Origin of the sequence: Pseudomonas sp. CROZ-RG-20F-R04-15 (assembly GCF_022662375.1) — a bacterium.
Lineage (GTDB): Bacteria > Pseudomonadota > Gammaproteobacteria > Pseudomonadales > Pseudomonadaceae > Aquipseudomonas.
This window is the reverse complement of the sequence record NZ_JAKNQL010000002.1, coordinates 345,807-368,065: the sequence shown is the minus strand read 5'-3', so window position 1 is coordinate 368,065 and position 22,259 is coordinate 345,807. Positions and strand designations below refer to the sequence as shown.

At 60.8% G+C, this 22,259-nt stretch carries 24 protein-coding genes; 16 read left to right on the top strand and 8 right to left on the bottom strand.

Annotated elements, in window-relative coordinates:
* Positions 1 to 91 precede the first annotated feature (91 nt).
* From soxR to L8H52_RS06020, 4 genes are all read left to right on the top strand, one after another.
* Positions 92 to 544: a redox-sensitive transcriptional activator SoxR gene (gene soxR / locus L8H52_RS06035; protein WP_242205559.1), complete on the top strand. Its 453-nt coding sequence runs from the start codon at positions 92 to 94 to the stop codon at positions 542 to 544.
* A 104-nt stretch (positions 545 to 648) separates the two neighbouring features.
* Positions 649 to 1,107: a VOC family protein gene (locus L8H52_RS06030; protein WP_242205561.1), complete on the top strand. Its 459-nt coding sequence runs from the start codon at positions 649 to 651 to the stop codon at positions 1,105 to 1,107.
* Positions 1,108 to 1,355: 248 nt separating this feature from the next.
* Positions 1,356 to 2,231: an alpha/beta fold hydrolase gene (locus L8H52_RS06025; RefSeq protein ID WP_242205563.1), complete on the top strand. Its 876-nt coding sequence runs from the start codon at positions 1,356 to 1,358 to the stop codon at positions 2,229 to 2,231.
* Positions 2,232 to 2,292: 61 nt separating this feature from the next.
* A complete protein-coding gene (locus L8H52_RS06020) occupies positions 2,293 to 3,207 on the top strand; it encodes a LysR substrate-binding domain-containing protein (protein WP_242205565.1) in 915 nt (304 codons plus the stop codon).
* Between the two features lie 126 nt (positions 3,208 to 3,333).
* Here the strand turns inward: L8H52_RS06020 and leuD are convergent, their stop codons facing one another.
* A complete protein-coding gene (gene leuD / locus L8H52_RS06015) occupies positions 3,334 to 3,948 on the bottom strand; it encodes a 3-isopropylmalate dehydratase small subunit (RefSeq protein WP_242205567.1) in 615 nt (204 codons plus the stop codon).
* The gene (gene leuC / locus L8H52_RS06010; RefSeq protein WP_242205569.1) at positions 3,945 to 5,363 is read right to left on the bottom strand and encodes a 3-isopropylmalate dehydratase large subunit; all 1,419 of its coding nucleotides are present in this window, start codon (positions 5,361 to 5,363) and stop codon (positions 3,945 to 3,947) included. The genes leuD and leuC overlap by 4 nt, the downstream gene beginning before the upstream one ends.
* Before the next feature lie 406 nt (positions 5,364 to 5,769).
* On the opposite strand from leuC, the gene L8H52_RS06005 reads away from it, so the two are divergent.
* Genes L8H52_RS06005 through L8H52_RS05970 form a run of 8 tightly spaced genes read left to right on the top strand, consistent with a single transcriptional unit; the run spans position 5,770 to position 12,030 of the window.
* Positions 5,770 to 6,969: a PepSY domain-containing protein gene (locus tag L8H52_RS06005; protein WP_150706413.1), complete on the top strand. Its 1,200-nt coding sequence runs from the start codon at positions 5,770 to 5,772 to the stop codon at positions 6,967 to 6,969.
* Positions 6,966 to 7,508, top strand: a complete 543-nt coding sequence (locus tag L8H52_RS06000; RefSeq protein WP_242205571.1) for a thiamine pyrophosphate-binding protein — start codon at positions 6,966 to 6,968, stop codon at positions 7,506 to 7,508. The genes L8H52_RS06005 and L8H52_RS06000 overlap by 4 nt, the downstream gene beginning before the upstream one ends.
* Positions 7,505 to 7,846 (top strand): hypothetical protein, encoded by a 342-nt coding sequence (locus tag L8H52_RS05995; RefSeq protein ID WP_175553652.1) that lies wholly within the window; start codon positions 7,505 to 7,507, stop codon positions 7,844 to 7,846. Before L8H52_RS06000 ends, L8H52_RS05995 begins: the two co-directional genes overlap by 4 nt.
* Entirely contained in the window at positions 7,843 to 8,418 is a 576-nt protein-coding gene (locus tag L8H52_RS05990) for a DUF6162 family protein (protein WP_242205573.1), read from the top strand. The genes L8H52_RS05995 and L8H52_RS05990 overlap by 4 nt, the downstream gene beginning before the upstream one ends.
* Positions 8,419 to 8,453: 35 nt before the next feature.
* Positions 8,454 to 9,383 carry a metal ABC transporter substrate-binding protein gene (locus tag L8H52_RS05985; protein WP_242205574.1) on the top strand — a complete coding sequence of 310 codons (930 nt, stop codon included), beginning with the start codon at positions 8,454 to 8,456 and terminating at the stop codon, positions 9,381 to 9,383.
* The gene (locus L8H52_RS05980; protein ID WP_242205576.1) at positions 9,380 to 10,225 is read left to right on the top strand and encodes a metal ABC transporter ATP-binding protein; all 846 of its coding nucleotides are present in this window, start codon (positions 9,380 to 9,382) and stop codon (positions 10,223 to 10,225) included. The genes L8H52_RS05985 and L8H52_RS05980 overlap by 4 nt, the downstream gene beginning before the upstream one ends.
* The gene (locus L8H52_RS05975; protein ID WP_007917717.1) at positions 10,225 to 11,124 is read left to right on the top strand and encodes a metal ABC transporter permease; all 900 of its coding nucleotides are present in this window, start codon (positions 10,225 to 10,227) and stop codon (positions 11,122 to 11,124) included. Before L8H52_RS05980 ends, L8H52_RS05975 begins: the two co-directional genes overlap by 1 nt.
* Positions 11,125 to 12,030, top strand: coding sequence for a zinc ABC transporter substrate-binding protein (locus L8H52_RS05970; RefSeq protein WP_242205579.1), 906 nt, complete (start codon positions 11,125 to 11,127; stop codon positions 12,028 to 12,030).
* 185 nt (positions 12,031 to 12,215) lie between these two features.
* Here L8H52_RS05970 and L8H52_RS05965 read toward each other — a convergent pair whose 3' ends face one another.
* The 5 genes from L8H52_RS05965 to L8H52_RS05945 form a co-directional block, all read right to left on the bottom strand.
* Positions 12,216 to 12,440 carry an MbtH family protein gene (locus tag L8H52_RS05965; RefSeq protein WP_025113201.1) on the bottom strand — a complete coding sequence of 75 codons (225 nt, stop codon included), beginning with the start codon at positions 12,438 to 12,440 and terminating at the stop codon, positions 12,216 to 12,218.
* 83 nt (positions 12,441 to 12,523) lie between these two features.
* Positions 12,524 to 13,936, bottom strand: a complete 1,413-nt coding sequence (locus tag L8H52_RS05960) for an aspartate aminotransferase family protein (RefSeq protein ID WP_242205581.1) — start codon at positions 13,934 to 13,936, stop codon at positions 12,524 to 12,526.
* Between the two features lie 142 nt (positions 13,937 to 14,078).
* Entirely contained in the window at positions 14,079 to 14,564 is a 486-nt protein-coding gene (locus tag L8H52_RS05955; protein ID WP_242205583.1) for a GNAT family N-acetyltransferase, read from the bottom strand.
* A gap of 215 nt (positions 14,565 to 14,779) precedes the next feature.
* Positions 14,780 to 16,102 carry an ATP-binding protein gene (locus L8H52_RS05950; protein WP_242205585.1) on the bottom strand — a complete coding sequence of 441 codons (1,323 nt, stop codon included), beginning with the start codon at positions 16,100 to 16,102 and terminating at the stop codon, positions 14,780 to 14,782.
* Entirely contained in the window at positions 16,102 to 16,782 is a 681-nt protein-coding gene (locus tag L8H52_RS05945; RefSeq protein ID WP_064120200.1) for a response regulator, read from the bottom strand. The genes L8H52_RS05950 and L8H52_RS05945 overlap by 1 nt, the downstream gene beginning before the upstream one ends.
* A gap of 255 nt (positions 16,783 to 17,037) precedes the next feature.
* On the opposite strand from L8H52_RS05945, the gene L8H52_RS05940 reads away from it, so the two are divergent.
* The 4 genes from L8H52_RS05940 to dsbG all read left to right on the top strand — a co-directional run bounded on the left by L8H52_RS05940 (position 17,038) and on the right by dsbG (position 21,251).
* The gene (locus L8H52_RS05940; protein ID WP_242205587.1) at positions 17,038 to 17,742 is read left to right on the top strand and encodes a hypothetical protein; all 705 of its coding nucleotides are present in this window, start codon (positions 17,038 to 17,040) and stop codon (positions 17,740 to 17,742) included.
* A 148-nt stretch (positions 17,743 to 17,890) separates the two neighbouring features.
* Positions 17,891 to 19,624 carry a protein-disulfide reductase DsbD gene (dsbD, locus tag L8H52_RS05935; protein ID WP_242205589.1) on the top strand — a complete coding sequence of 578 codons (1,734 nt, stop codon included), beginning with the start codon at positions 17,891 to 17,893 and terminating at the stop codon, positions 19,622 to 19,624.
* Positions 19,624 to 20,505: a TlpA disulfide reductase family protein gene (locus L8H52_RS05930; protein WP_242205591.1), complete on the top strand. Its 882-nt coding sequence runs from the start codon at positions 19,624 to 19,626 to the stop codon at positions 20,503 to 20,505. The genes dsbD and L8H52_RS05930 overlap by 1 nt, the downstream gene beginning before the upstream one ends.
* The gene (dsbG, locus tag L8H52_RS05925) at positions 20,481 to 21,251 is read left to right on the top strand and encodes a thiol:disulfide interchange protein DsbG (RefSeq protein WP_242205593.1); all 771 of its coding nucleotides are present in this window, start codon (positions 20,481 to 20,483) and stop codon (positions 21,249 to 21,251) included. Before L8H52_RS05930 ends, dsbG begins: the two co-directional genes overlap by 25 nt.
* 136 nt (positions 21,252 to 21,387) lie before the next feature.
* On the opposite strand, the gene L8H52_RS05920 is transcribed toward dsbG, so the two are convergent.
* On the bottom strand, positions 21,388 to 22,203 hold the full coding sequence (locus L8H52_RS05920) for an alpha/beta fold hydrolase (RefSeq protein ID WP_242205596.1): 816 nt from the start codon (positions 22,201 to 22,203) through the stop codon (positions 21,388 to 21,390).
* Positions 22,204 to 22,259: the final 56 nt, after the last annotated feature.

Sequence of the window (22,259 nt, the reverse complement as noted above, 5' to 3'; positions counted from 1 at the left end):
AAAGCCCCCACTCATCGTAAGACGAGCCTTGCGACTCGAAGGCCTGCAGGGTAAAACCTCTAGTTAAGTCAAGGTCAAGAGCATTTTTGCAATGATCACCAAGGAAACCGTGCACAAGCAACTCACCGTCGGTGAAGTCGCCGCACGCAGTGGCGTGGCCGTCACCGCCCTGCACTTTTATGAATCCAAAGGCCTGATCCAGAGCCAGCGCAACGCCGGCAACCAGCGGCGCTATCCGCGCGAAGTGCTGCGCCGGGTGGCCTTGATCAAGGTTGCGCAGCGGTTGGGGATTCCACTGGCGGAAATTGGCGAGGCGCTGAAAATTCTCCCGGACGATCGCGCACCGACGGCAGCAGACTGGAAAATCCTCTCGCAGCAATGGCGACGGGAACTGGACGAACGGATCGAGCAGTTGACGCTACTGCGCGACCGACTCAATGGCTGCATCGGTTGCGGGTGTTTGTCGATGGAGGCCTGTCCGCTGCGCAATCAGGGCGATGTGCTGGGGGAACAGGGACCGGGGCCGCACTTTCCCAAAGACTGACGCTCGTCGGGCAAAAATTTGCACGGCGAGGACAGTTCTATAGTGAATCTTCCACAAATCCGGTGGAGCCACATCTCATAGAACAAAAAGTCAGGGAGAACGTCATGAGCGTCAAACCCATTCCCGAGGGGTATCACAGCATTACCCCGTACCTCGGCATCCACAAAGCCGCCGAGGCCATCGACTTCTATAAAAAAGCCTTCGGCGCGACCGAAGTCATGCGCCTGGCCATGCCCGACGGCGGCATCGGCCACGCCGAACTGCGCATTGGCGACAGCGCGATCATGCTCGGCTCGCCGTGCGATCAGGGGCCGTTGAGCAATCCTGATAAAGCCGTATCAGTTGGTTTGCATCTGTATGTAACCGATGTCGACAAGTCGTTTCAGCGAGCGCTGGACGCGGGGGCGACGACGGTGTCCGAGGTCAAGGATCAGTTTTACGGTGATCGCAGCGGGACGTTGAAGGATCCGTATGGGCATCTGTGGTTTCTGGCCACGCGCAAGGAAGATCTGACTGAAGAGCAGATCAAGCAGCGGGCGATGGAGATGTTTCAGCAGGGTTGAGCATTTCAGTGTCTGGACTGGCCTCTTCGCGAGCAGGCTCACTCCCACAGGGTTTCGTTGGGTGGCATAGATAATGGTCACACCGGAAACTACTGTGGGAGCGAGCCTGCTCGCGAAGGGGCCGGCACTGGCAACCCGAGCCTCATGAACACACTTCATGAACCTGCCCACCACGCTTTGCCCCTTGCCGCGAACGCCGGACAATTTCAGGATGCAGCCAAAGAGAACCCTGAAAAAGGATCAGCCCGATGTTTGCCGGATTCCGCAAAGACCAGCGCCACGTCAACGGCGTCGACATTGCCTACCGCCTCGGCGGTAGCGGGCCGGGCCTGTTGCTGTTGCACGGCCACCCGCAGACCCACGTGATCTGGCACAAGATTGCCGAACAACTGGCCGAACACTTCACCGTGGTCGCCGCCGACCTGCGCGGTTACGGCGACAGTAGCCGGCCGGCCGCCGATGAGCTGCACGCCAATTACTCCAAGCGCGAAATGGCCCGCGACAATGTCGAGCTGATGCAGTCGCTGGGCTTCGAGCAGTTTTCGATCCTCGCCCACGACCGTGGCGCACGAGTCGCCCATCGCCTCGCGCTCGACCACCCCGCCGCCGTGCAGCGCATGATGCTGCTGGACATCGCGCCGACCCTGTCGATGTACGCACAAACCAACGAAGCCTTCGCCCGCGCCTACTGGCACTGGTTCTTCCTGATCCGCCCGGCGCCACTGCCGGAAACCTTGCTCGAAGCCAATCCCGAAAGTTATCTGCGCAGCGTGATGGGCAGCCGCAGCGCCGGACTCAAGCCGTTTACCAATGCAGCCTTCAGTGAATACCTGCGTTGCCTGCAACAACCGGGCAGCGCCCGTGGCATCTGCGAAGACTATCGCGCCAGCGCCAGCATCGATCTTGAGCACGACCGCGCCGACATCGCCGCCGGGCATCACCTGAATCTGCCACTGCGCGTGTTGTGGGGCGCCGAAGGCACCGTCGGAAGCTGTTTCGATCCACTCAAGGAATGGCAGCAAGTGGCGGCCAACGTCAGCGGTCAGGCACTGCCCGCCGGCCATTACATTGCCGAAGAAGTCCCCGAACTGTTGCTCGCCGAAGCCTTGGCCTTTCTGCGCTGACCGGAACCACCGGATCTCGGTGCTATGCTGGCGGCTTCTGCCGCCAGTGTTCGTTTTTGACATGTCCCAGAAGAAAGACACCGTGCCCCTGCCCGAAGACCTGCGTGTGCTGCTCACCGTGATCCGCAAAAACGGCTTTGCCGCTGCGGCGGATGAACTGGGCCTGTCACCGGCCTACGTCAGCAAACGCATCCAGATTCTTGAAACCACCCTCGGTACTCGCCTGTTGCACCGCACCAGCCGTCGCGTCTCGCTGACCGAGGACGGCGAACGCGTGCAGCGCTGGGCATTGCGCATTCTCGATGATTTCCAGCAACTGCACGACGAACTCTGCGACGCCCACGACAGCCCGCGTGGGCGTTTGCACATCTGCAGCAGTTTCGGTTTCGGTCGCAATCATGTGGCACCGGCGGTGTCGTTGCTGGCCGAACGTTATCCAGAACTGGAGATTCGCCTCGACCTGTTTGACCGGGTGGTGGACATCATCAATGAAGGTTTCGATCTGGAGATCCGTGTCGGCGATGACATTCCCGGCCAGCACATAGGCCGGCGTCTGGTCAGCAATCGGCGCGTGCTGTGCGCGGCGCCCGGTTATCTGCAACGTCGCGGCACGCCGCAAACGCTGGACGATCTGCAGCAGCACGATTGCCTGGTGATCAAGGAGCGCGACAATGCCTTCGGTATCTGGAATCTGGATCGCGATGGCGGCCAAGAGAACGTGCGGGTCAGCGGGCCGTTGTCGTCCAACAATGGCGAGATTGTTTTGCAATGGGCGCTGGACGGGCGTGGGGTTTTGTTGCGGTCGTTGTGGGATGTGAAGCCGCTACTGGAGCAAGGAAGATTGGTGCAGGTGCTGGACAATTACAGTCAGAGCGCCAATGTCTGGGCGGTGTACCCGACACGGTTGGCGCATTCGGGGAAGTTGCGCGCGTGTGTGGAGTTTTTGCAGGCGCATTTCAAAGGCCTTTCCCTTTAGCTGAAACACCCGATATCAAATGTGGGAGCGAGCCTGCTCGCGAATGCGTCCGGTCAGTCGGCATTGATATCGACTGAACGAGCGCTTTCGCGAGCAGGCTCGCTCACACAAGGGATCAGCGGTGGGTCAGGAGAGCCAAGGGTTGTTGGCCAGGTGTTGGCGTTCGAAGGCCTTGATCTGTTCGCGACGTTGCAAGGTACTGCCGATGGCGTCCAGGCCGAGCAGCAACGAGGTTTTGCGCAGGGTGTCGATCTGGAAATCGATCACGCTGCCATCCGCCAAACCAATCTGCTGCGCCTCCAGATCGATACTGATTCGCGCCGTCTCAGGCTGACCGACAAGCCGTCCGATGCGCTGCACCTGCGCCTCCTCCAGCGTGATCAACAACACACCATTACGCTGACAGTTGTCGTAAAAGATCCCGGCGAAACTGCTGCCGATCAACGCGCGGATACCCATCTGCTGCAAACCCCAAACCGCATGTTCGCGACTGGAACCGCAGCCAAAGTTCGCCCCGACCACCAGAAAACTCGCCCCCTGCCACGCCGGTTGGTTCAACACGAAGTCGGGGTCGGGCTGGCCATCGCGCAGAAAGCGCAGATCGAAAAACACGCCGCGATCGAGTCCCTGGCGATCAATGCCTTTGAGAAACTGCTTGGGCATGATTACGTCAGTGTCGACATTGGCCGCCAATAACGGCGCGGCCTGACCGCTGACTTGAGTGAAAGGTTGCAGGCTCATGGGCGTTCTCCAAAGTGGCGGATATCGGTGAGTCGACCACTGATGGCCGCCGCAGCGACCATTGCCGGGCTCATCAAATGGGTGCGGGCGCCGGCGCCCTGCCGGCCTTCGAAGTTGCGGTTGGTGCTGGATGCGCAGCGGTCGCCGGGCGCGAGCACGTCGTCGTTCATCGCCAGGCACATCGAGCAGCCGGACTGCCGCCATTCGAAACCGGCGTCGATAAAGATCTGCGCCAACCCTTCGGCTTCGGCCTGCGCGCGAACTTCGCTGGAACCGGGAACGATCATCGCCCGCACATGTTCGGCGACGTGCTGACCGCGCACGACGCTGGCCGCATCGCGCAGGTCTTCGATCCGCGCGTTGGTGCACGAGCCGATAAAGGCGTGGCTGATGACGATATCGCTGAGCGCCATGCCCGCTTCGAGCCCCATGTAATTGAGGGCACGTCGCATGTCCTGACGCAGGATCGGGTCGCTGATCGCTTGCGGATCCGGCACCCGCGCTCCGATGGCGGCGGCCTGATCGGGGCTGGTGCCCCAGGTGACCATCGGTTCCAGCACGCTGGCATCCAGATGAATCTCGCGGTCAAACACCGCGCCCGGATCACTGCGCAGTTCGCGCCACTTCTTCACGCCCCGTTCCCAAAGCTCACCTTGCGGCGCGCGTGGCTTGCCCTTGAGATAGGCGAAGACCTTTTCGTCCGGCGCCATGAATGCGCCGCGCGCGCCGGCCTCGACGGCCATGTTGCAGATGGTCATGCGCGCTTCAACGCTCAAGGCATCGATGGTCGAACCGCAGAACTCAATGGCGTAACCGCTGGCCCCGGAAGCGCCGATGCGACCGATCAGGGCCATGATCACGTCTTTGGAGGTCAGGCCCGGCGCCAGATCGCCGTCGACAGTCACGCGCAGGCTTTTCAGACATTTGTAGACCAGCGTCTGCGAGGCCAGCAAATGCTCGATCTCGGACGTGCCGATGCCGAACCCGAAGGCGCCGAGCGCGCCATAGGTGGTGGTATGGCTGTCGCCAGCAGCGATGACCATGCCCGGCAGAATGAAACCCTGCTCCGGCGCGATCACATGTTCGATGCCCTGACGTTTGTCGAGGATGTCCAGCAACTCGATGCCAAAGTCCCGGCAGTTCTCCGCCAGATACGACACTTGCCGCGCGCCGCCCGCATCGGGCATTTCCGCGACGCGCACTGGTGTGGTCGGGTTGACGTGATCAACCACCGCCAGTGCCGTGCCCGGCCGCCAGACGTCGCGCCCGGCCGCGCGCAAACCGCTGAAGGCCTGCGGGCTGGTGTATTCGTTGATCACCTGGCGATCGATGTACAACAGGACATGGCCCTGATCGTCGAGACGGCACACCGTGTGCGAATCGATGTGTTTGTCGTAGAGGGTTCTGGCGGTCATCAAGGCGCTCACTCAGGCAATCAGGGTGATTTCCATCATAGGCAGCGCGCAGCCGCCATCAATTGCCTGACGGTGATGGCGTGGATCATGAATCGTGTTTGATCCCATGCACGCAGCAAAAACCTGTGGGAGCGAGCCTGCTCGCGAAAGCGGTGGATCAGGCAACGGATGAAGTGACTGACCCGGCGCCTTCGCGAGCAAGCTCGCTCCCACAAGGGGATTTGTGGTGATCGGGGAATTGGGAAACATTTGCTTTCATATCACCTTTCGGGATTTACCTCGCTCATCCGTCCTATTGAGATGCAGGCCGTTCGCGTAGGCAAAAGCCACGTCCGGTCTTCCGGGGACTCCCGTGCTGCGAAGCCCGTAGCTACGCGCCCTTTCACCGCTATCAAGACGCGCAATCATGTCGAAGAAATCCCGCTCCAAACTGTGGTTCCTCGTTCATAGCTGGCTGGCATTACCGATCTGGTTCTTTGTCCTGATCGTCTGCGTCACCGGCACCCTGGCGGTGGTCAGTCAAGAGATCGTCTGGCTAGCCAACCCGCAAATGCGCGCCAGCCAGCCAGCGGACGATGCGCCACGACTCGGTTATGAGGAAATCATAACGGCCATCAAAACCGCAGAACCGCTGGCACTGGTGCAACGCATCAGCCGCCCGGACGAATCCCATTTCGCTCTTGATGTCACGCTCAGCTATCCGGACGGGCGTTCGTTGGTGACCTACGTCAACCCGTATACGGGTGTTATTCAGGGTACGGCACCGCAATTCAATTTCCAGGCATTCACCCGCGCCCTGCATGGCTGGTGGCTGGTGCCTTTCACCAACGGTTATAGCTGGGGCTGGTATCTGGTATCGGCCCTGAGCTTTCCGCTGCTGGCATCGCTGATTACCGGGCTGGTGGTCTATAAACGGTTCTGGAAAGGCTTTTTCAGCCCCACGCTGCGTTTTCGTCACGGTGCGCGGATTTTCTGGGGTGACTTTCATCGCCTGAGCGGTATCTGGTCGATCTGGTTCATCGCGGTGATCTCCATCACCAGCACCTGGTTTCTGATTGAAGCGGTGCTGTCCGACAACCACATTTCCATTTCCAGCGAAGCGATCATTCCAGCCATGGCCCGTGACAGCGTGCCATTGACTGCCGATGGTCTGCCGCCCGCCCGGATCAACCTGGATCGCGCCATCGAAATCGCCCAGCAAAAAATCCCCGGGCTGGAAGCCAGTGACATCAACATGCCGTTCAATGCCTACAGCCACCTCGATATCCGTGGTCGCGGCTGGTATCCCCTGATGTTCCAGAGTGCAACACTCAATCCCTACAGCGGCGATATGGCGTCTTCTCGAGTGCTGTCCGACCGCTCCTCGCTGGAATTTGTCACCGAATCCATGCGCCCGCTGCACACCGGTGATTTTGGTGGACTGTGGATCAAGCTGATCTGGTTCTTCTTCGGATTGATCCTCAGCATGATGGTGCTCAGCGGTTTGTTGATCTGGACCAAACGCACCGCCCTGGCCACCGCCAACGCGCTCAAGCGCGAGAACAAGAAGCAACGCGCCAATGCGCAACCACTCGTCAACCGTGAACCTTCGGAGGCCAGCCTGTGAGCAAGATCACCACCGCCCCTCAGCCTTCACGACTGAGCCTGTTCTGGCACAAATGGCGCTTTCACATCAATGTTCTGTTGCTGCTGATCCCGCTGGGGTTCATGCCCAAATACTTCGCCGACGCAGCGCTGTTTCGCGGCGACGCCGGCCTGGGCGAGCGTGAAATCGGTGAAATACAGGTCGGCCCATGGAGCCTGCGTCTGGCCGAACTGCGCAATGAAGCGCCACGCTCCGACGGTCCCGCCGGTTATCTGAAAGCCTTCAGCGCCGCGCTGTGCACGGCCTGCGTCGAGCCGGTCAAGGCAACTTACCTGCGTATCGGCAAACCGCGCAGCCTGCGCGCCGCCGGGGTGATTTTCTTCGGCACGCCTTACCGCATGGGTACGCAACTGCCGGTCCCGGTAAAAACCCCGGCCGACGCCGAACTGTGGATCACCATGGAAGGCTGGGACGGCAGCATGCATCAAGCCTCGATTCCCCTGAGTCAGGCCTCCCCCGCCACCATCGCCTGGCTGAACAAACAAGGAGCCAAACCATGACCCGCTCTCACCGCCCTTTGCGCCTGCACCTGAGTGCTGCGCTGCTGGTGCTGAGCGCCGGCTTCAGCGCCGGCGCCCTCGCCCACAACCCGATGTGCGAATGCAAAGCCATCGATGCCGAGCAGATCAAATGCACCGGCGGCTTTTCCGACGGCAGCGGTGCGCCGGGGGTGACCCTCGATGTGATCGGCTACGACGAAACCATTCTGGTGCCGGGCAAGCTTGGCAGCGACTCGACCCTGACGTTCAAGAAACCTGGCGCCGAGTTCTATGTGCTGTTCGACGCAGGCCCAGGCCACGTGGTCGAAATCGACCAAGCGGATATCGAATCCCCATGAGTACGCCAACCACACAAATCGTGCGCCCGGCCGGTGCCGGCCATGAAACCCTCAATGTCCTGCTGTTGTGTCTGTTGATCCTCGCGGTTGCTGGTGCTGTCGTCGCGTGGCGTGGGGTTTCCCATGAACCGGAGCCCGTCGCCAGTCACCAGTTCGACGCGCGCCGCGACCTCAGTGCTGCCGAGCAAGGCATCTACGCCGACCTGCGGGTGACCTTCGACGAAATCCGCTTGCTGCGCGAAGAACAGCAAGCGCTGCCGACACCACAAAATCTGGCCGACGAAGGCTTCGCGCCGTTTGCCCAGGACGCGAGTTCGGTCAGCCGTGGTGGTCATGCCTGGCAGCTACTGGCGAACACGGCCTATTTCGGCCATAGCCAAAGCCCGGCCATCGCCGGCTCGTTCGTCATGCTGTTGAGCAGCGATGACAAGGCCGCTGCGGACATTTGGCTCAACCGCGATGCCAGCCTGCAAGTGCCCACCGACTTGACCGAAGCCGCCCTGTCCGCCGCCGGCTGGAAACAGATCGTCGCGCAATACGATGCCGGGGTTACCCGCGAACATCGCCATTGATTCCTCGCCCTCATCCGAGAGAAGACCGTTTGCCCATGTCTATTTCATCACCGCGCCGTCCATTGTTACGCTGGTTTCTGCTCGGCCTCTGTGCCTGCCTGCTGAGTCCGCTGGCCAGCGCCGATCAGGCCAAGCGCCTGCGCATCGGCATTACCTTGCACCCCTATTACAGCTATGTGGCGAACATCGTCGGTGACAAGGCCGAGGTGGTGCCGCTGATTCCTGCCGGTTTCAACCCGCACGCCTACGAGCCGCGCGCCGAAGACATCAAACGCATCAGCGGGCTGGATGTGATCGTGCTCAACGGCGTCGGCCATGACGACTTCGCCGACCGCATGATCGCCGCCAGCGAAACGCCGAACATCAAGACCATCGAAGCCAACGAAAACGTACCGCTGCTGGCCGCCACCGGGGTCGCCGCACGCGGCGCCGGCAAAGTGGTCAATCCGCACACGTTTTTGTCGATCAGCGCCTCCATCGCCCAGGTCAACAACATTGCCCGCGAACTGGGAAAGCTCGATCCGGACAACGCCAAGACCTACACGCAGAACGCCCGCGCCTACGGCAAACGCCTGCGGCAGATGCGCGCCGATGCTCTGGCCAAACTGACTCAAGCGCCGAACGCCGAACTGCGCGTGGCCACGGTACACGCGGCTTACGACTATCTGCTGCGTGAGTTCGGCCTGGAAGTGACGGCTGTGGTCGAACCGGCGCACGGCATTGAGCCGAGCCCGAGTCAGTTGAAAAAAACCATCGATCAACTGCGCGAACTCGATGTGAAAGTGATCTTCTCGGAGATGGATTTCCCCTCCACCTACGTCGAAACGATTCAGCGTGAATCCGGCGTCAAACTGTACCCGCTGTCGCACATTTCCTATGGCGAATACACCGCCGACAAGTACGAAAAGGAAATGACCGGCAACCTCAACACCGTAGTGCGGGCGATTCAGGAGTCTGGCGCATGACTTCCAAAGAAACGATCTCGAACGAACTCCAATCCCCTGTGGGAGCGAGCCTGCTCGCGAAGGCGTCGGGTCAGCCAACATCTTTATCGAATGACACACCGCATTCGCGAGCAAGCTCGCTCCCACAAGTCTGTGGGCCGACTCTGGATTTTGCGGGGGTTTGTCTGACGCTGGGGCGAACCACGATTCTGGACAACGTCACCTTCCAGGTGCAGCCCGGCAGCGTGCATGCCCTGGTCGGCCCCAACGGTGGCGGCAAGAGTTCGCTGATCAAAACCTTGCTCGGGCAAATGCCCCATCAGGGCCAGCTCAGCCTGCAATGGCCCGGCGAGCCCGGCATCATCGGTTATGTGCCGCAAGCGCTGGAATTCGATCGCGGTCTGCCGATGACCGTCGACGACTTCATGGCCGCCATGTGCCAGCGCCGTCCCGCATTTCTCGGCTTGAGCAAACGTTACGCGGGCGCCATCGGCGAAGCGCTGGAGCGCGTCGGCATGCAGGACAAACGCAAGCGGCGCATGGGCGCGTTGTCCGGCGGTGAGCGGCAGCGCGTTCTGCTCGCACAAGGCTTGATTCCGGCGCCGCAACTGCTGGTGCTGGATGAGCCGATGTCGGCCCTTGATGAAGCCGGGATTCAGGTGTTCGAACGCCTGCTCGGCGACTGGCGCGCGGCGGGTATCACGGTGCTGTGGATCGAGCACGATCTGGAAGCGGTCGGGCGTCTGGCCAGTCGCGTTACCGGTCTGAACCGCCGCGTGCTGTTCGACGCCACGCCACAACAGGCACTGACCCCGGAACGCCTGCTGACGCTGTTTTCGACCCATCCACGGAGCGCTGCCTGATGAGTTACGAAGCCTTTCGTTTGATGGTGCAGGGCTGGGCCTCGTCCGGCTATCTGCCGGAAGCGCTGGCCTACGGTTTTGTGGTCAATGCGCTACTTGCCGGGCTGTTGATCGGTCCGGTACTCGGCGGCCTCGGCACGCTGGTGGTGGTCAAGCGTTTCGCATTTTTCTCCGAAGCGGTGGGCCACGCGGCGCTGACCGGTGTGGCCATCGGCATTCTGCTTGGCGAGCCTTACACCGGACCGTACGGCAGCCTGTTCGGTTACTGCCTGTTGTTCGGCATCCTGCTCAATTATCTGCGCAACCGTACTGGTTTGGCGCCGGACACCTTGATCGGCGTGTTCCTCTCGGTGTCGTTGGCACTCGGCGCGAGTCTGCTGCTGATTCTGGCGGGCAAGATCAATGTGCACATTCTCGAGAACGTGTTATTCGGCTCAGTGCTGACGGTTAATGGCAACGATCTGGCGGTGCTGGCCATTGTCGGTTCGCTGGTCATGGCCCTCGCCTTGCCGCTGTACAACCGCATCATGCTCGCCAGCTTCAACCCGCAGCTGGCGGCGGTGCGCGGGGTAGCGGTGAAGACCCTGGATTATCTGTTCGTGATTCTGGTGACGCTGATCACCGTGGCGGCGGTAAAAGTCATTGGCGCAATTCTGGTCGGCGCACTGCTGGTGATTCCTGCAGCGGCGGCGCGTTTGCTCAGCCAGTCGCTCAAAGGGTTTTTCTGGTGCTCGGTGCTGATCGCCACGGTCAGCACGTTGTGCGGGATTCTGGCGCCCATCGTGTTCGATCTGCCGATTCCGTCCGGCGCCGCGATCATTCTGGTCGCCGGCATCGCTTTCGCCCTCGCCGCCATCGCGCGCGGGGTTGTCCCGAGCCTGAAAGGGAATCTTGGATAAATGATTTTTTCACTGCGCAAACTGACCCTGGCCATGACCCTGTGCGGCGTGATCTGCACGCCGTTGATGGCTGCCGAAAATACCAGACCGCTGCGGGTGCTGGCCTCCTTGCCCATCACCTTTGGCTTGGCGGAAGCGCTGCTCAAAGGCACCGACGTCAATCTTGAACGGGCGGCGCCGGCGAACCTGCCGGGCAGTCGTCAGAGTGCCTACTTCACAGGGCGTGGCGCTCCGGCATTGAGCAAACTGGCCAGCGCTGCCGATGCCGTGATTGGCGTGCGCTCGCTGTGGCCGGATGATCAGCTGTACCCGATTGCCCGCCGCAGCAATATCCGCATCGTTGAAGTCGATGCGGCGCGCCCGGTCGACGGCGCCCTGCCCGGCATTGCCGTGCAACCGGGTCTGAAGGTCGATGGTTTGAACAGCCAGCCATGGCTGGCCAGCAACAACATGGGACGCATGGCGGATGTGCTGGCGGCGGATCTGGTGCGCCTGGCACCAAGTGCCAAGCCTGCGATCGAGGCGAATCTGGCGACGTTGAAGCAACGTTTGCTGAAGCTCAGCGCCGACAGCGAAGCGCGACTGGCCAACGCCGACAATCTGAGTGTGATGAGTCTGAGCGATCATTTCGGCTACCTGATCGGCAGCCTCAATCTGGAACTGATCGGCGAGGATCCACGGCCTGATGCCGAGTGGACGGCTGAGGATCTGAAAAAACTCACGGCAACGCTGAAGGACAATGATGTCGCGGTGGTGCTGCATCATCGGCAGCCGTCGGAGCCGGTGAAAGCGGCAATTGCCGAGTCGGGTAGCCATCTGGTGGTGTTGAGTACCGATGCGGCGGATCCGGTGGCCGAGCTGGAAGGCAATGTGGATTTGCTGCTGAAGGGATTGAGCGGGGCTTAGTTCCAGCCGGACCGCGTTATCGTTCATCGCGAGCAGGCTCGCTCCCACAGGGGTTTGTGCACGACACAGATCCCATGTGGGAGCGAGCTTGCTCGCGAAGAGGCCAGCCCGGACTACACAAATCCAGGGCATGAAAAAACCCGCTGACTGTTTCCAGTCCAGCGGGTTTGTTTTTGCCTGACCGCTTACTGCGCGGCGGCCTGCCCTTCCATCTTCTGGCGCAGGCTCAGCGGACGCATGTCAGTCCAGGTTTCTTCAATGTAGGCCAGGCATTCCTTTTTCAGGCCGCTCTTGCCCACAGTGCGCCAGCCTTGCGGCACGGCTTTGTAATCCGGCCAGATCGAGTATTGCTCTTCGTGGTTGACCACGACCTGAAAGAGGATGTCCTCGCGGTCGAATACTGACGTCATGCTGGTTCTCCATCGTTGTAAGGGTGGGCTGCACGAGGGGTGCAGCCGGGTATGTAGAAAGAACGTTCGGCGCGGCGAAAAATTTACAGCGACGCAGTGGCCGCGGCCAAAGCTCGACCGAAGATTTCCGCAACACGGTCGATTTCGGCGGCTGTGATCACCAGCGGCGGCAGGAAACGCACCACCGCACCATGCCGACCGCCCAACTCCAGAATCAACCCACGCTTGAGGCATTCGCGCTGTACCAACGGCGCCAGTCGTGCAAACGCTGGCGGATGACCGAGCGCATCCGGTGTGCCGTTCGGCTCGACCAGTTCCACGCCAAGCATCAGGCCACGACCGCGAATGTCACCCAGTTGCGGGAAGTCGCGTTGCAGGATGCGCAGGTGCTCGCTCAGGCGTTCACCCATGGCAGCGGCGTGTTCGCAGACCTTGTGTTCAACCAGATAGCGCATCACCGCCGAACCTGCCGCCATGGCCATCTGATTGCCACGGAAGGTGCCGGCGTGCGCGCCCGGCTGCCAGGTGTCGAGCCAGTCACGGTAAACCACGACAGCCAATGGCAGGCTGCCGCCGATGGCTTTGGACAACACCACCACATCGGGGGTGATGCCGGCGTGTTCGAAGGCAAACATCTTGCCGGTACGGGCAAAACCGCTCTGGATCTCGTCAACGATCAGCGCCACGCCGGCCTTTTCGGTGATGCGGCGCAAGCCGCGCAACCACTCGATGTCCGCCGGAATCACGCCACCCTCACCCTGCACCGCTTCGACGATCACCGCCGCTGGCAGTTGTACACCGGCCTCGGGATCATTGAGCAGGTTTTCCAGGTAATTCAGGTTGGCCTTGACGCCCGCCGCACCACCGAGGCCGAACGGGCAACGGTAGTCATACGGAAACGGCATGAACTGCACGCCACTGCTGAGCAACGCGCCCAGCGGCTTTTTCGGCCCCAGACTGCCCATCAGGCTCAGCGCGCCCTGGCTCATGCCGTGGTATCCACCGGAGAACGACAACACCGTGCTGCGCCCGGTCGCCGTGCGGACCAGCTTCAGCGCCGCTTCCACGGCATCGGTGCCGGTCGGGCCGCAGAACTGGATTTTCGCTTCAGCCGCGAGGGCCGAAGGCAGCAGGCCAAACAGATCCTGGACGAATTGATCCTTGACCGGCGTGGTCAGGTCGAGGGTGTGCAGCGGCAATTCATCGGCCAGCACCTGCTGGATCGCTTCGATCACCACCGGGTGGTTATGCCCCAGCGCCAGCGTACCGGCACCCGCGAGGCAGTCGATGAAAGTGCGCCCCTCAACGTCTTCGACATACAGACCTTTGGCCCGTTTCAGTGCCAGAGGAATGCGTCGCGGATAGCTGCGCGCGTTGGATTCCTGCCGTGCCTGACGGGCCAGCAATGGCGATTCGTTGAACTGGTACAGCGTTTCGGCCGGCGCCGAGCTGACCCGGGGCGACGACTCTTCGATAAGGCTGGTGGCGACTGACATCTCTCGACCCCTCAATTGGCTATGGATAGTGACCAAAACAGCACACCGGACAGGTGCGCATTCCGATTGCGGGGCGCACTTGCAGGTTTTCCTGTTCTGGAAACGCTTAAGGGGCCTGAGGATTTAGCCTGTGATCGAATTGTCAGACCGGCGCTGCCAGCGACTTGTGCATGGGCAGGGTCTGCAAGCCTTGGTATTCGAGGGGCGGCGCTGATTCGTGGTAGCCCAGTCGATGATAAAACGCACGACCGGTATACGTGCTGTTGAGGCGAACGTGCAGCACTCCATGGACCCGTAACCAGCCCTCCAGATCCTCAATCAATGCCCGCCCGACGCCCCGACGAAAAGACTCCGGCTGGACGTAACACAGCGAAATGTCACCACTGACCTGCGCCATGCCGGCACCGACCGGTTTGTTCGCCAGTAACGCAATGCAGAGATAGAAGTGTGGATCGGCCAGTCGAGCACTGATGAAATCGGCGGATTGCAGGCCGATCCATTGGCTGACAAGTAATGGATCGTTGCGGTGATCAAGCGCACAACCGATGCGGATCGAGCGTTCGATGATGCGGCTGATGATACCGGCGTCGGCCAATGTGGCCGGACGAATACAGATGGGTGCTTCCATGGCGCAGTTCCCTCAATCCATTGAGTCAAAGCTGCGATGACCTTATCCCCACCCGGGCCGGATAGCGAATGCCGAGAAGTTACATTTGATGTGCCAAAACACTTTCTCCTGTGGGAGCGAGCCTGCTCGCGAAAGCGATTTGGCAGCCACACTGATGTTGAGTGTGCTGCCGTCTTCGCGAGCAGGCTCGCTCCCACAGGAGATTTGCGGTGCGGTCAGACAGGCTGCAACGGCATGGTCAGTTCGACGCGCAGGCCATCCGGACGGCTGTCGAAATGCAGGGCACAGTCGCAGCGCTGAACGATCGCCTGAACAATCGCCAGGCCGAGGCCGCAACCGGTGCTTTGGCCGTTGCGCCAGAAGCGCTGAGTCAGGTGTTGCAGATCATCCGGCGCAATCCCCGGGCCATGGTCGCGCACAACAAAACGTACACGGTTGCCAATGGTTTCCAGGCTCAGCTCAACTGCACAGTCTTCGGCGGTATGGCGCAAGGCGTTGTCGAGCAGATTGCGCAGCGCCGCAATCGACAGCACCGCCGGCATCTGCAGCGGCGCGGCGGAAAGTCCGCTCGGCAGTTGCAGTTTGATGCGCAGGCGCTCGCCCCCCGTGGCGTCCTGAATCGCCAGGCGTGCCACCTGCTCGGCGCTGCATTGCGAGCCGTCATCGAACGACAGACTGCCCTCGACCCGCGCCAGCAACAGCAGTTGTTCGAGGGTGCGATGCAAGCGATCAGCGCCTTCCTCGGCCCGTGCCAGCGATTGATCGCGGGCACTGCCCTCGGTCATGCGCGCGACTTGCAGATGGGTCTTGATCGCCGTCAGCGGGCTGCGCAGTTCATGCGCCGCGTCACCGGTCAGGCGTCGCTCACGTTCGATGGTCTTGCCGATGCGCTGGAACAGTTGATTCTGCGTTTCGAGCAGCGGCTTCAATTCGCTAGGGAAGGTCTGGATCTGCAACGGCTCAAGCGAGTCGGCATTGCGCCGCATCAGCGCTTCCCGCAGCCGGTTGAGCGGCGCCAGACCCTGGCCGATGCCCAGCCACAACAGGCACAGGCAACCGAGCAGCGCCACGCCCACCGGCACCGATGCCGCCAGCAGGATCGACATGTTCAGCGCTTCGCGCTCGATCTGCCGGTCGGCGGTGGTAATGCGTACATCGCCCCGGGCAAGGGTAAAACTGCGCCACGGTGCACCGTCGATCATCTGGTCGTGGAAGCCCATTTTCTCGGCTTCCAGCGCTTGTTCGGGATTGTTGTGGCTGCGCGCGAGAATTTCCCCGCGCAAGGAGCTGACCTGACAGGCCATGCCACCGGGGATATTCAGTTGTTCGGCACTGAAATGCGTGCCCTCGCCTTTACTCGGGAGTGTCGGCAACTGTTCCAGCAGCCCGGCGACCATGCGCGCCGAGGCGACCAGCCGCTGGTCGAGGGAAAACATCATCTGATTGCGCAGATCACTGAGCATCCACGCCGCCGCCAGCGCCCAGATCAGCGCAAACGCGGCGCCGAGGGTCAGGCTCAGGCGCAGTCGCAGACTCATCACTTGCCTTGCTCTCCACCGTCGGCCGGGCCGAGGCGATAGCCCAGACCGCGCACGGTTTCGACGATGCCTTTGCCCAGTTTGCTGCGCAGGTGATGGATGTGCACGTTCAGTGCGTTGCTTTCCAGTTCATCGTTGAAGCCGTAGACGCTGTCCTTCAACTGCTCGGTGGACAGCACCCGGCCACGATTGTGCAGCAGCGCCTGCAACAGCGATTGCTCGCGGCGCGACAAGTCCACTGGTTGCCCGGCCAGGGTGGTTTCGCGGCTGCTCGGATCGTACGTCAGCGCGCCATGCTCGATCAGATTGACGCTGCGCCCGGCGACGCGGCGCAACAAGGTTTGCAGGCGGGCGAACAGTTCACGCAGATCGAACGGCTTGAGCAGGTAATCGTCCGCCCCGGCCTGCAAGCCATCAACACGGTCAGTGACCGAGTCGCGCGCGGTCAGAATCAGCACCGGAATTTCCAGGCCGCTCTGACGCAGCTGTTGCAGCAGCTTGAGGCCATCCTCGTCGGGCAGGCCGAGATCGAGCACCATTACGTCGAATTCGGCAACCTTGAGCATCGCCCGCGCTTTCGACGCGGTGTTGACGTGCTCAACGGTCAAACCCTGAGCCGTGAGACCGGCAACGATCCCGCTGGCGATCAGCTCATCGTCTTCGCAAACCAGTACGTGCATGGGTGCTCCGCAAATAAAAAGGCGAGTGAATCAGGCGAGGATTAAGGCGCAATTATGGCCGCCACTGGCGTTATCGGGAAGCCGGAAAAAAGCCGACCTCGATATTCAGGCCGACAGGCAAGGAGCGCTATCTGCCTGAAACTTTCGCCAATATAAAAACCGACAAAGAAACAATTATCGCCTATATCGCAGGTCCGCCGTCATTTAGCGTTGAACTTGCAACTTCACAAGGATTCTCTAAAAGGATTTATCAACATGCCACAACTTGAAAACTTTGTTGCCCTCGACTGGCGCGCAGGCCCCGACCGGATTTATTTCTTCTTCAAGAACAGCGACACCTATTCCCGGTTCGATCTTGGAGCGCGCACTGTGACGGACACCTATCCTGCCTCGACCGCCGGCAGTTGGGACTCGTTTGATCCGTTTACCAAAGACCTGCGCTTCGGCCTGACGACCACCTCATTCGGCTTCAATGCCGGCTCGGACGAAGATATTGCCTGGTTGTTCTTCTACCAGGGAACAACCCCCATGGTGTGCAAGTACGATCAGGACAAGGACAAGGTCGCCAGTTTCCAGAAAGTCGCCGACTCGATCTGGAAGCCGATCCTGCCGTACTTTGAGCGAATCATTGCCGGTACATGGTTTCAACTGACCGGCCAACCGTTTCTGTTCCGCTTCATACTTGATGACGGTCATTATCTGTCGTTCAACGCCAGGGCAAAGACACTGACCCGCAAACCTTTCGGCGAATATCAACTCGGCGTGCTGAAACCTTACAAGGACCGGATCATCACCGCCGCCCAAAACGACCGGACGTTTGCCGACAGCTATTGGTACATCTTTCTGACCAACAACCAGTACCTGATCTACAACATTCAGACAGACCGGCTGATCTCGGGCCCGCACACCATCAATGACACTAATTGGCCGGGCCTGTTGCGAGGCGCCACTCAAGGTTAAAGCCACAAAGCAGGCGTATTTGCACGCGTGCCGGAGCTGCCGGACGACTGATTGGACAATCGAGGGGGGCCTTGTAGGATACGGTTAATTATCGGTTAATCGCCGCCGCCCATTCTGCCCCCCACTTGCACAGGGACAAGGCTCCTCCATGCGTCATTTTTTTCTTTTGTTTGCTCTGCTGATTTCCAGCCTGGCCCAGGCCGGGAACAATCCATTCGAGACAAAACCGGAGTTTCTGCCGGTCGACCAGGCATTCGTGCTCACTTCCGAACGTCTGGAATCCGGTGAAACCCAGCTGTTCTGGCAAATAACCGACGGTTATTACCTGTATCAGAAGCGTTTGAAATTCGACGGACTGAGCGCGGAGCAACAGCCGGCGCTGCCTCAAGGCGAGTCGCATAGCGACGAGTTTTTCGGTGAACAACCGGTTTATCGCCAAGGGCTGGAAGTGAAAATCCCGGCCTCGGCCAGCGGTCAGATCAAGGTCAGTTATCAGGGCTGTGCCGACGCCGGTCTGTGTTATCCGCCGCAAACCCGGGTCATTGATCTGGGCGGCAAAGCCGCAGCGGCTGCAAGCGCCGAAGCGCCGGATCAGGCCTTGGCCAGCAGCCTGCAACAACGGGCGCTGGGCTGGAGCTTGCTGGTGTTTTTCGGCCTCGGACTGTTGCTGGCCTTTACCCCGTGCACATTGCCAATGCTGCCGATTCTGGCCGGTATGGTGGTCGGCAGTGGTGCCACCCCGCGTCGCGGTTTTGCGCTGGCCGGCAGTTATGTGATCTGCATGGCGCTGGTGTATGCGGCAATGGGCGTGATTGCCGCGCTGCTCGGCGCAAACCTGCAGGCGTGGTTGCAGAATCCATGGCTGCTCGGCACGTTTGCCGCGGTCTTCGTGGTGCTGGCCTTGCCGATGTTCGGCTTCTTTGAACTGCAACTGCCGGTGGCCCTGCGCGACCGCCTCGAACACGCCTCGCGCAGTCGCAGCGGTGGCAGCCTGATCGGCGCCGGAGTGCTCGGTGCGTTGTCCGGTTTGCTGGTCGGTCCCTGCATGACCGCGCCGCTGGCCGGTGCGTTGCTGTATATCGCGCAGAGCGGCAACGCACTGCACGGCGGCTTGATTCTGTTCTCGCTGGGCATCGGCATCGGTGTGCCGTTGTTGTTGCTGGTGACCGTGGGCAATCGTTTCCTGCCTAAGCCCGGTGCCTGGATGAACCTGCTCAAAGGCGTGTTCGGCTTCCTCTTTCTCGCCACCGCGCTGTTGATGTTGCGCCCGGTGCTCGATGCTTCGCTGTGGCTGGGTCTGTGCGGTGCGCTGCTGTTGATCGCCGCGTTCTGTGCCTGGAAACAGTCCGAAGGTTTTGGCCGCGTTGCCCAGCTGTTCGGTGCCAGTTCGCTGTTGCTCGGGTTGTGGGGCAGCTTGCTGGTGATTGGTGCGGCGGGCGGCAGCGATGATCCGTATCAACCGTTGCAGGTCTACAGTGCCGGTCGTGCCGGCACGGCGGCGCCATCTGCGCATGACGCATTCGTCACGATCAAGGAGCCGGCGGCACTGCAAAGTGAACTCGATGCCGCCAAAGCCAAGGGTCAGTGGGTGCTGCTCGACTACTACGCCGACTGGTGTGTGTCGTGCAAGGTCATGGAGAAACAGGTATTCGGCAAGGACAAGGTCATGCAGGCGTTGAGCGACGTGCGCCTGCTGCGGCTCGATGTCACCGCCGACAACGCCGACAGCCGTGAATTGCTCAGCCGCTACAAAGTGCCGGGGCCACCGAGTTTCGTCTGGATCGGCAGCGATGGCGAAGAACGCCGCAGCCAGCGCATCACCGGCGAAGTCGATGCCGACACATTCCTGCAACGCTGGGCCACCACCCGGGACGCCAATTAATGCTGACTTTCACCCTCGGCACCTTTGCCATTGCGCTTAATCATCTGCTGCTGATCAGTGCTTTGGCGCTGGCGACCTTTGTCGGCTGGCGGGTGGCCAAGCGTGGCGGCGATAACCCCGAGTCGGCACTGTTCAGCCTGTTTCTGCTGGGCATGCTCGCAGCGCGTATTGCCTTTGTGCTGCTGTACTGGTCGCACTATCGCAGTGATCCGTGGCAGATCATCGATTTGCGTGACGGTGGCTTCCTCGCCTGGCCGGGTGTGATTGTGTTGCTGCTGGTGGCGCTGTATCGCGGATGGCGCCGTCCGGGCTTGCGCCGCCCGCTGGGTTTTGGAGTGGCCAGCGGTGTAGCGTTCTGGCTGTTGGCGACGCTGTCGTTGAACATCTATGAACAAGGCACCCGATTGCCGGACATCTCCCTGCGCAATGCCGCCGGAGAAACCATCCAGCTCAGCGACTATCAGGGTGGCCCGCTGGTGATCAATCTGTGGGCGACCTGGTGTCCACCGTGCCGACGCGAGATGCCGGTGCTGGAAAACGCTCAGCGACAGCGCCCGGACCTGACCTTCCTGTTCGTCAATCAGGCCGAAAGCATGCAAAGCGTGGCGACATTTCTCGAAACCCAGGGCCTGAGCCTCAACAACGTGCTGTTTGACCGCAGCGGTCGCCTCGGTCAGGCCGTGGGTTCCATGGCATTGCCGACTACGCTGTTCTATAGCCCTGACGGTCGGTTGCTGAGCAGCCACCTGGGCGAGTTATCCAACGCCAGCCTGGCGCGCGCGCTGGAAAACTTCGACACCCCGACCCCGAATTCGAACCCGGCCACTGCACCGGCCACCTCTGCAAGGAAACTGCCATGCCCCGCCTCCGCCACCTGCTGACGCTGACTCTGGGTAGCGCCCTGCTGCACTTGCCGTCGGTGCAGGCTGCTGAAGAGTTGCCTGCGGCGATCAAACAGATCGAAGCCAAAGGCGCGAAAATCGTCGGCCAGTTCGACGCCCCCGATGGCTTGCGCGGTTATGCGGCGCAATATCAGAACCGTGGCATGGCGCTGTACCTGACCCCGGACGGCAAACACGTTTTGCTCGGTAATCTGTACGACGCCGACGGCAAGGATCTGAGCAGCGAGCCCCTGCAAAAACTGGTTTACGCGCCGATGGCCAAGGAAGTCTGGGCCAAGTTCGAGGCGAGCAACTGGATTCAGGACGGCAACAAGGATGCACCGCGCACCGTGTACCTGTTCAGCGATCCGAACTGCCCGTACTGCAACATGTTCTGGGAACAGGCACGACCATGGGTGAAATCCGGCAAGGTGCAACTGCGGCACATTATGGTCGGCATCATCCGCGAGGACAGCCCGGGCAAATCGGCGGCGTTGCTGGCGGCGAAAGATCCGGCCAAGGCCCTGGAAGATCACGAAAAGGCTGGCAAAGGCAGCTCACTGAAAGCGCTGAAGGATATTCCAGCGGCCGTGCAGACCAAACTGGCAGCAAACATGCAACTGATGGAAGATCTCGATTTGCAGGCGACGCCGGCAATTTTCTATATGGATGACAAGGGTGAGCTGCAACAGCAGCAAGGTGCGCCTTCGCCGGACAAGTTGGCGAAGATTCTCGGGCCTAAGTAGCTTCGAATTCTTTATTGCCTGGTCTGGCCTCTTCGCGAGCAAGCTCGCTCCCACAGGGATCGAATGTGGTCGCAGACTCTGTGTTCACTGCGGTCACTGTGGGAGCGAGCCTGCTCGCGAAGAACGGACACTCGGTTTAACGGTTGCGCTCGCTCAAGAAGGTAAACAACACCTCTGTGACAAACTCGGGGTTCTCCAGGTTGGAGATATGCCCCGCCTCCGGCACCAGCACCCACGGGCAACCGATCAACTCGGCCATTTCCTTTGCTTCGGACGGTGGTCGTGGTTTGTCCTGATCGCCGCACATGACCAGCGTGGTCGGCGCATTCAATTCGCCCAGACGTGGCAGCAAATCATCGCGACCAAAGGTGATACGCCCCATCGGTACGATGCTTTCGCGTAAACGATCGGACGAGTACGCCGCCAGTTTCGCGCGGAAATCCTGATACAGCGCCGACTGCGGATCAATGCCCGGGCGGAAGAAGATCGGCACAACGATATCAAGCAACTGCTCGGAAATTTCGCCGGTTTCTTCGATCTGTTTAAACAGCGAGAAGTAGTACTGACGAGTCGGCTCAGGCTCGACACCAACATACGTGTCCATCAGCACCAGACCGTTGAGCCGTTGCGGTGCCGACAACGCCAGGCGCACGCCCCACATGCCGCCAACCGAGAGCCCGACGAGGGTGACCTGATCGATGTCCAGATGATCAAGCAAGGCCTGCGCCTGACGAGCGATGTCGTCCAGTGAAGTCGTGCCTTCGGGTAACCGCCCCGACTCGCCATGGCCCCACAGATCCAGTGCAATCACCCGATAATGCGGCGATAACGCGGCAATCTGCGGCGCCCACATGGCCTGATCCCATAGATAGCTGCCGGCGAGCAACACCGCCGGACCAGTGCCTTGATCAATGTAATGCAGCGCTTGTCCGTCAACCGTGTAAAAAGGCATCGACCACCCCCCGCGACAAAAAAGAGAACCGGCAGACTGAGCTGCCGGTTGCTGGT

Bases quoted from the DNA above. Each gene is read 5' to 3' on its own strand.
- L8H52_RS05995 (WP_175553652.1), top strand. From the start codon at position 7,505: ATGACCCGCTCTCACCGCCCTTTGCGCCTGCACCTGAGTGCTGCGCTG.
- L8H52_RS05985 (WP_242205574.1), top strand. From the start codon at position 8,454: ATGTCTATTTCATCACCGCGCCGTCCATTGTTACGCTGGTTTCTGCTC.
- dsbG (WP_242205593.1), top strand. From the start codon at position 20,481: ATGCCCCGCCTCCGCCACCTGCTGACGCTGACTCTGGGTAGCGCCCTG.
- L8H52_RS06030 (WP_242205561.1), top strand. From the start codon at position 649: ATGAGCGTCAAACCCATTCCCGAGGGGTATCACAGCATTACCCCGTAC.
- L8H52_RS05960 (WP_242205581.1), bottom strand. From the start codon at position 13,936: ATGTCAGTCGCCACCAGCCTTATCGAAGAGTCGTCGCCCCGGGTCAGC.
- L8H52_RS05990 (WP_242205573.1), top strand. From the start codon at position 7,843: ATGAGTACGCCAACCACACAAATCGTGCGCCCGGCCGGTGCCGGCCAT.
- L8H52_RS05950 (WP_242205585.1), bottom strand. From the start codon at position 16,102: ATGAGTCTGCGACTGCGCCTGAGCCTGACCCTCGGCGCCGCGTTTGCG.
- L8H52_RS06005 (WP_150706413.1), top strand. From the start codon at position 5,770: ATGTCGAAGAAATCCCGCTCCAAACTGTGGTTCCTCGTTCATAGCTGG.
- L8H52_RS05930 (WP_242205591.1), top strand. From the start codon at position 19,624: ATGCTGACTTTCACCCTCGGCACCTTTGCCATTGCGCTTAATCATCTG.
- L8H52_RS05940 (WP_242205587.1), top strand. From the start codon at position 17,038: ATGCCACAACTTGAAAACTTTGTTGCCCTCGACTGGCGCGCAGGCCCC.
- L8H52_RS06020 (WP_242205565.1), top strand. From the start codon at position 2,293: ATGTCCCAGAAGAAAGACACCGTGCCCCTGCCCGAAGACCTGCGTGTG.
- soxR (WP_242205559.1), top strand. From the start codon at position 92: ATGATCACCAAGGAAACCGTGCACAAGCAACTCACCGTCGGTGAAGTC.
- L8H52_RS05945 (WP_064120200.1), bottom strand. From the start codon at position 16,782: ATGCACGTACTGGTTTGCGAAGACGATGAGCTGATCGCCAGCGGGATC.
- L8H52_RS05920 (WP_242205596.1), bottom strand. From the start codon at position 22,203: ATGCCTTTTTACACGGTTGACGGACAAGCGCTGCATTACATTGATCAA.
- leuD (WP_242205567.1), bottom strand. From the start codon at position 3,948: ATGAGCCTGCAACCTTTCACTCAAGTCAGCGGTCAGGCCGCGCCGTTA.
- leuC (WP_242205569.1), bottom strand. From the start codon at position 5,363: ATGACCGCCAGAACCCTCTACGACAAACACATCGATTCGCACACGGTG.
- L8H52_RS05970 (WP_242205579.1), top strand. From the start codon at position 11,125: ATGATTTTTTCACTGCGCAAACTGACCCTGGCCATGACCCTGTGCGGC.
- L8H52_RS06025 (WP_242205563.1), top strand. From the start codon at position 1,356: ATGTTTGCCGGATTCCGCAAAGACCAGCGCCACGTCAACGGCGTCGAC.
- L8H52_RS05980 (WP_242205576.1), top strand. From the start codon at position 9,380: ATGACTTCCAAAGAAACGATCTCGAACGAACTCCAATCCCCTGTGGGA.
- dsbD (WP_242205589.1), top strand. From the start codon at position 17,891: ATGCGTCATTTTTTTCTTTTGTTTGCTCTGCTGATTTCCAGCCTGGCC.
- L8H52_RS05975 (WP_007917717.1), top strand. From the start codon at position 10,225: ATGAGTTACGAAGCCTTTCGTTTGATGGTGCAGGGCTGGGCCTCGTCC.
- L8H52_RS05955 (WP_242205583.1), bottom strand. From the start codon at position 14,564: ATGGAAGCACCCATCTGTATTCGTCCGGCCACATTGGCCGACGCCGGT.
- L8H52_RS05965 (WP_025113201.1), bottom strand. From the start codon at position 12,440: ATGACGTCAGTATTCGACCGCGAGGACATCCTCTTTCAGGTCGTGGTC.